Source organism: Bacillus sp. 22475, from assembly GCF_052044835.1.
GTDB classification, from domain to species: Bacteria; Bacillota; Bacilli; order Bacillales; family Bacillaceae_G; genus Bacillus_A; species Bacillus_A cereus.
Genome location: NZ_JBQENW010000066.1, coordinates 1 through 7818, shown reverse-complemented (window position 1 = coordinate 7818; position 7818 = coordinate 1). Strand labels below are relative to the sequence as shown.

The window sequence follows — 7818 nt, the reverse complement described above, 5'->3', positions numbered from 1 at the left end:
AGGTGTAGTGAAAATAGCGGGTGCTGATACAGAAGTGAATCCTGCAGTATATCCCAGAGAAGTACCAGAGCCAATGATTGGATTATTATTAAGATACATAGTGATACCTGCCGAATTACCTCCTGGTTGAATGATAACTTGCACTTCATAGATTGCCAAATAGGTTCTTCCACCTTCAAGTAAAACAGTTGTTGGTGGTGTGAATGAGATTGCCGTACCATTAGAATTTACCACGGTATCTAGTGGAATCGCAGAATTTACCGAGACTATTGATGGGGTAGTTTGAACAACATTTAAACTGTTAGCCGTGGGGGATGGACAAGTGCAAGGTTTGTGAATGTTAGAGTTATTATCATTTTGGTAATTCACAAATAATCAAGCCCCTTTGCGTAAGATAATTTTTTATCCTATATAAAACGTAGCTTTTTTGTATCTAAGTGATTTTTAATAAGTTTTTAAAGATAAGTCGAATATTGTTGGTCAGTTAACTTTTAAAAGTATTTGATACTCTGGAATTTAAAAGTGCATCTGATAAATATATATGAATGTTTTTTAAGGACATTACTGTAAGTTAGGAAACATAATAAAATAGTTATTTTGTTAAATAAAAAAACATGCACAAAAATTGTGCATGTTTAAAAAAGTTATGTCTTGTCTATGTAAATATATGCTTAGTTTATATAAATCGTATGTATGTTTGAACGAAAGGGTTATTTGCAAATATAAAGAGCGCTTTTTAAGGCGCTCCATGACCAAAACTAAAATTGAAAAAGAATACCACATGATATTTTATGTATGTTCTTAATACATGTGCAGATCTTTCTTTTGCACAACAAAGCAGCTAGTTAATAAAACTAACTGCTTGTTGTACAAAAGAAACGCTGCGCTTACAGAAATAGTTTGTAACTTTAAGTTACAAAAATAGTATGAACAGGGTTGAAAATGTTATGCGAAAATAAAAAAGAGCACCATGCATAAGTGCTCTTTAAGATAGGAGGTAACACTTTGAGCTGGATGTTTAGGTTAAAAGTATATGATGTAGAAAAGGGATAAGACCTAAAACTTATTTTTAACTAAATAAAAAAGAGCAGCTAGCATAGGCTAACTGCTTTAAGAACATTACATCCACGAATTTAAGGAGTATAAATATTTCGTGAGTTTTGTATAGTATGGACGAAAATATCAAGTTTATGTAATGAAAATTAAAATAGAGCAGTCATTTGCATTAACTGCTCCAATCTTAAAGAAATATTAACTGAAATGTCTTAGAGGTTTCTGTATTTAAAGTATGTATCAAAATTTAAAGTATATTTAGTGTATTAAAAAAGGGTTCTTCGAAAAATTTTTTTCTCGGAGTAAATAATCAATGATATTATTTAAGGTTTTAAGAAATTTTATTGGAAATTGGTCAAAAAAGTATACAGATTTCATATAAAATTGTTGAAATAAAAAAGAGCACCATTATGGTACTCTTTTATGAATCAGTACACCATTCAAATATTGTTGATGTTTGTGAGTCATGAACAATTAAATGGTTTAACAAGTAAGGATTCAAGATAATGTATGTAAGATGAGTATAAGTTGTTACAAAGAAATAAAATTTAGTCAGCAAAAGCAAAATAATTAGCTCTTAATGGAATTTTTGAACTGATAAATTAATATGTCTTTTCGTTTATTGATATAATAAATACGTTGATAGGAGTAATAATGTATTCCTTTAAAAATATGCGTTTTTATTAGGAAATTAATCTAAGCATTAGATAAATAGATGCGTATACTTATAGTATGTGAGTTGTGAAAGTAATTAAACTGAATTTTTATAGTTTAATTATTAGTAACTATTTTTATTCTAAGAAAAATGAATATTTAAAAATATTCAACGCTATTACAATTGAGTGTTTCTTAGTATAAGAGTATTCTCTCAAAATTATTAAATAAGGAGGAAATAAATGAAACATAATGATTGTTTTGATCATAATAACTGCAATCCGATTGTTTTTTCAGCAGATTGTTGTAAAAATCCACAGTCAGTTCCTATTACTAGGGAACAATTAAATCAATTAATTGCTTTACTAAACTCATTAGTATCAGCTATTTCAGCATTTTTTGCAAATCCAAGTAATGCAAACAGATTAGCGTTACTCGATTTATTTAATCAATTTTTAACTTTCTTAAATTCCCTATTACCTTCCCCAGAAGTTAATTTTTTGAAACAATTAACTCAAAGTATTATAGTTTTATTACAATCTCCAACACCTAATTTAGGACAATTGTCAATATTATTGCAACAATTTTATAGCGCCCTTGCACAATTCTTCTTCGCTTTAGATCTTATCCCTATATCCTGCAACTCAAATGTTGATTCTGCAACTTTACAACTTCTTTTTAATTTGTTAATTCAATTAATCAATGCTACTCCAGGGGCGACAGGTCCAACAGGTCCAACAGGTCCAACAGGTCCAGCAGGAACCGGAGCAGGTCCAACGGGAGCAACAGGAGCAACAGGAGCAACAGGAGCAACAGGTCCAACAGGTCCAGCAGGTACTGGTGGAGCAACAGGAGTAACAGGAGCAACAGGCCCAACGGGAGCAACAGGTTTAACTGGTGCAACAGGTTTAACTGGTGCAACAGGTTTAACTGGTGCAACAGGCTTAACAGGAGCAACAGGAGCAACAGGAGCAACAGGAGCAACAGGTCCAACGGGAGCAACAGGTTTAACTGGAGCAACAGGAGCAACAGGTGCAACTGGTGGCGGAGCGGTTATTCCGTTTGCATCAGGAACACCAGTAGCATTAACAACTGTTTTAGGTGGATTGGCAAACACAGGAGCACTTCTTGGATTTGGAAGTTCATTCTTCCCTGTAATTGTCCCACCTGGTGGTCCAATTACTATAGGTCCTGTACCTCCAGTATTTGATTTTGCATTTGTAGCCCCTCGCGCAGGTACAATTACTTCGTTAGCAGGCTTCTTTAGTGTAACGGTAGCGGTTGCTTTAGCATTAGGAAGCATACAAATTCAAATGCAGTTGTACAGCGCACCAGCAGCAAGTAATACTTTCACTCCAATAGGAACACCGTTACTGTTAACGCCAGCATTTAGTGGACTAATTGCTATCGGTGCTACTTCAAGTGGTATTGTCCCAGAAGCAATTGGGGTAGCTGCACAAGAAAAGATATTACTTGTTGTTTCATCAACTACACCTGGTTTCGATATAGCTACTGCTATTACAGGATTCGCAAGTGCGGGTATAACATTCGTATAATCGCTTATAAGTTTCTTGTTTGAAAACTTTGAAATAAGAAAAGAGAATGTCAAAAAAGTATCACAGATTAACTTTGGAAGACATTCTCTTTTTTTTTAATGTTTTTTATTTTCGGTACTATACTATATTTTATGTTTAATGAAAATGATTAAAAATGCTATGAGAACGTGATGTGATTATGTTAAATTAAATGATCACTGCTAGTAAATTACATAGTAATCTTATGTTTTACTACATTTGTATTTTAAAATGTAAGAAAACGAAAAAAGAGAGTTTTTAATAAAATAGTTATTTTATGACGAAAAAATAAAAGAACCCGTTTGTTATAAACGGATTCTTCCCACAAGGTGTGCAAGAAATTCAAGGTAACTGGACCAGAGCCACCTGTGGAATTCCTTGTGATAATACTGTATGCAAAGGAATCAATAAGGTTAATGAAATCTAAACAAAATCCTTATTTACCAACAAATAAGAAGAGTGCATTTTTATATGCACCCTTAGTAAGGTAGGTGAATGTTTCATGAGATATAGAAAATCTAAAAAATCGTAATCAGATTTTCACGAGTAAATTTTTAATATTGTATGTATGTTTTTGATTTAGGTGCGAGATTAAATAAAATCTTTATTTGAAAGAAAGGAAGAATGGAAATGAAGGTTTATGGAACAGCAATAGTTACCTATAGCGTGGATATCAATGTAAAAAGTATACATCCACAGGATATTAGCATAAAGGAATCAAATGAGCTAATTAAAAAAGCGATTGAAGATAAATATGGAGTACATGTTAAAAGTGACATTTGCGTAGAAGGCTTTAAATCATAACAAAAGCGCTATTTTAGTAGCAAATAAAAAGAGCACCATATAAGTGCTTTTTAAAAAGGTAAAAATACCTATGAGTTTTTTACATTATATGTTCATGTTATGTAATTGTGAAAAGAATTAACAAAAACTTCATTTTAAGCAACAAAGCAGCTAGCCGAAATAGCTAACTGCTTCGTTGTACAATTTTAGAAGTTACAATCGATACGGATATATGTTGTAACAAAAAGTTACAACTATAGTATAAACAAATATCAAAATATTATGCAGGTAAGAAAACTAAACAAAAATTTCATTTTAATATAAAGCAGAATTATTAAATGGCTTAGGCAAACAATTTATTAAATAAACTGTCCGCCAAGTGAATGAAAGATTATTTGAGCTATAAAGCCCAAGTTTAGTATAGATAGAATCATGAAAGTTTAATCATAAAACAGATAAATTATGTTATAGAAAACCTTCAATTAAAAAAAGAGCAGTTAGCTTTTGCTAACCGCTCGGCTCTCGACCAAGAAAGCTAGAGTGGGAGAAATCGACTTTTTAAAGTCTTGTCTACAGTGTTAGACAATGTTTAGAATTTTATTCACTTAAAACGTAAAAAGAGCAGCTAGCAAAAGCTAACTGCTCTCCAGAAAAGCATTAAGAAGGAAGTTCAGAACTCAAGTGTATTCATAGTATGGACAAGATTTAAAAATTTATTCGAGGAGGAATGGATAATGTGCACTTATTGGGAAAACGCAGGTAAAGAATTCTTTAAGAAGCAAGAACAGGAACGAAATAAAAGAGCAGCTAGCAAAAGCTAACTGCTTGGGTAATGGAATATGGTTCGAAATGGGTTGTCTACAGTATTAACGGAATATTGAGTTTTATTCAGGGGGTTACTAATTATGTAGGTTACATGAGAAGTCCTATTAGCATCCAGGCTGCCCCGATTAGAACTAAAGTTTCAAATGTAATCCAAAATTTTCTTTTTTCTGGTTTTTGAAATTCTTTAATTACAGAGAATAAAGCACTGATTCCTATAAGAGTGAAAAGAGCAATTCGGATTGTTTCAGTCATCTACATCACCACCTAATATTGTAATAATTTAATTATATAACAATTACCATTTTGTAGAAACTTAACAAAATAATCCTTTGTGCGACACGTTTCCTCATAAGTGTGCAAACACGAAGTAGGAGGGTTATCAATTTGATAACAACAACTGTTTGACTGAAAGTAGGAATGAAAGCCGTCATGTTGAGCTGAAACTACTTATCTAATACTCCTACATGCAAGGCGTGATAGTAGTCACAAATTGTATGAAGCTAGGTGAAGTCGGCTGAACAAAACCTAAGTGAGAAATCATATGGTAATGGATAGGTCGGGATGCTACAAAATATCTATGGTGAGAATGTCTAAAATAACGGACTGGCGAACTTGCGAATGTACGGGTCTAAATTATTAATACAATAGAAATTTGTATGTCGTCAATGATGACGTTATCTACCGAAAAGTAAGAGTAAAGGATACGAAATTCGGAACATCTAACGATGAGGGTGTAAAGATAACAGGCTTAAAGCAAGCACCTAAGGATATATGTATAGCTAAGTCAATCGGAACGTGGTAAGCAAGAAACTGTCACCAACGCCTACTAGCGGACAGATGCATATAAGGTTCTAACGAACCGAAATTGCTTCATTCTTGTGAAGGTGGGGACAAAGTACCGACGAAGCATGTAGCGAATGTGGAGGGATAGTCCCTAGTCTTGTTCTTTGAAAACTAAATTAACTAGATGTAACTCACAGGATCGAGTAAGATGATGGGACTTTTCGTAAGAAAGGGGAAATAATACATCGGTGAGTACAACATTACGAAATGCAGAATATTACGATATGCAAAAAGTGTTTGATGATTTATACCAACGTAGTGAAAATAACGCTACTAAAGGTGTAAATCTATATAAATACATCATATCAAAAGAAAATATTCTATTGGCATATAGAAGTATAAAGGCTAACAGTGGTTCTAAAACTGAAGGAACAGATGGTATCACAATCGACCATTATAAAATGGAAGATGTAAATTCCTTCGTTGACGATATTAGAAAAACTCTCACAAATTACAAACCAAATACGGTACGTAGGATAGAAATACCTAAACCTAATGGGAAGAAACGCCCATTAGGAATCCCTACAATGAGAGATAGATTGATTCAACAAATGTTCAAACAGGTTCTAGAACCAATATGCGAGGCAAAATTCCACAAGCATTCATATGGATTCAGACCTAACAGGTCAACACACCACGCAATGGCTAGGTGTCAATATCTGATAAACAGAGGAAGATTTAGTCACGTAGTAGACATTGATATACAAGGTTTCTTTGACAACGTGAACCATTCCAAGTTATTAAAACAACTATACAACATAGGCATAACTGATAAAAGGGTGCTGACAATTATCTCTAAAATGTTAAAAGCACCAATCAAAGGAAAAGGTATTCCTACAAAAGGAACTCCGCAAGGAGGAATCCTAAGCCCATTACTTAGTAATGTTGTATTAAACGATTTGGATTGGTGGATATCTAGGCAATGGGAGAATATTAAAACAAGAAGACCATACACAACAGCAACCAAAAATCCATTGCTGATAAAAACAAAATTGAAGAAAATGCATATCGTTAGATACGCAGATGATTTTAAAATATTTACTAACAATCATCAATCTGCAATCAAAATATTCCATGCAGTAGAAGGTTATCTTAAAAATCAATTAAACCTTAATATATCTAATGAAAAATCGACTATAACTAACCTAAAAAGAAAATCTTCCGATTTTCTGGGGTTCTCTATCAAATCTGTTAAAAAGCGCGAAAGATATGTGGCAAACACACATGTAAGCGAGAAAAAGAAAAAGGATATCCTTGAAAAAGCAAAGACAAGGATTAAAGCAATTCAAAAAAGCCCATCAGGGAAAACAGTACAGGACTATAACTCTTATGTACTTGGTATAAAAAATTATTACAAAATTGCAACACATGTAACTATAGACTTTGCTGAAATAGCCTTTCGTCTCTCGAAAACTTTGTTTAATCGTCTAAAATCAATAGGGAAATATAAGATTCCTACCAATGTGAATGCATTATACAAAAGAACTCATAGGAACAATTATAGAACCTTTGAAATAGCGGGCAATCATGTATATCCACTAGCGGACATACAAACACGATTCCCTCAAAGTTTTAGTCAAGACATATGCAATTACACTAAGCAAGGAAGACAAAAACTCATCAAAAGCCTAAAAGGTAACATTGCCAATGAAATGCAAAAGATGTTGCTATCCTCCAATAAAGGACAAAGCATGGAGTATACAGATAACAGAATATCCAGGTATTCCATGCAAAATGGTAAATGCGCTGTCATCGGAATCTTCTTAATAGCTGAAGATGTGCACTGTCACCATAAAATACCGAAAGGTATGGGAGGAACTGACGAGTTTAATAACCTGATTATTGTACATGAATTTGTCCACAGATTGATTCACGCTACAAATGACGAGACGATTAGAACATATATGAGAATTCTTCAATTGAACGATAAACAATTGAAGAAAATAAACAAACTCCGTAAAGCTTGTAATCTAGTTACTTTAGTATAAAAGGATAAGATGGGGCGCTGTATGCGATGAAAGTCGCACGTACAGTGCTAAGCGGGGGAAAAGATGGAGATAACTTCAAAGTCTTACCTATCGCAACT

Annotated in this window: 6 protein-coding genes; 4 read left to right on the top strand and 2 right to left on the bottom strand. The window is 33.3% G+C overall.

Annotated features, from left to right (window positions below; all coding sequences use genetic code 11):
- A partial coding sequence (locus ACTJJY_RS31535) for a hypothetical protein (RefSeq protein WP_098794278.1) occupies nt 1–369 on the bottom strand: 369 nt, incomplete at its 3' end.
- 1580 nt (nt 370–1949) lie between these two features.
- Here ACTJJY_RS31535 and ACTJJY_RS31530 point away from each other — a divergent pair.
- Together ACTJJY_RS31530 and ACTJJY_RS31525 are read left to right on the top strand one after the other, a co-directional pair.
- Nucleotides 1950–3263 carry an exosporium glycoprotein BclB-related protein gene (locus tag ACTJJY_RS31530; protein WP_440607415.1) on the top strand — a complete coding sequence of 438 codons (1314 nt, stop codon included), beginning with the start codon at nt 1950–1952 and terminating at the stop codon, nt 3261–3263.
- A 648-nt stretch (nt 3264–3911) separates the two neighbouring features.
- Nucleotides 3912–4085 carry a hypothetical protein gene (locus ACTJJY_RS31525; protein ID WP_176523442.1) on the top strand — a complete coding sequence of 58 codons (174 nt, stop codon included), beginning with the start codon at nt 3912–3914 and terminating at the stop codon, nt 4083–4085.
- Between the two features lie 891 nt (nt 4086–4976).
- On the opposite strand, the gene ACTJJY_RS31520 is transcribed toward ACTJJY_RS31525, so the two are convergent.
- The gene (locus tag ACTJJY_RS31520; protein WP_098861683.1) at nt 4977–5141 is read right to left on the bottom strand and encodes a hypothetical protein; all 165 of its coding nucleotides are present in this window, start codon (nt 5139–5141) and stop codon (nt 4977–4979) included.
- A gap of 400 nt (nt 5142–5541) precedes the next feature.
- Here ACTJJY_RS31520 and ACTJJY_RS31515 point away from each other — a divergent pair, with 400 nt between their 5' ends.
- A complete protein-coding gene (locus tag ACTJJY_RS31515; RefSeq protein ID WP_165773209.1) occupies nt 5542–5691 on the top strand; it encodes a hypothetical protein in 150 nt (49 codons plus the stop codon).
- A 229-nt stretch (nt 5692–5920) separates the two neighbouring features.
- Nucleotides 5921–7720 (top strand): group II intron reverse transcriptase/maturase, encoded by a 1800-nt coding sequence (gene ltrA, locus ACTJJY_RS31510; protein ID WP_440605206.1) that lies wholly within the window; start codon nt 5921–5923, stop codon nt 7718–7720.
- The last annotated feature ends 98 nt before the right edge of the window (nt 7721–7818 follow it).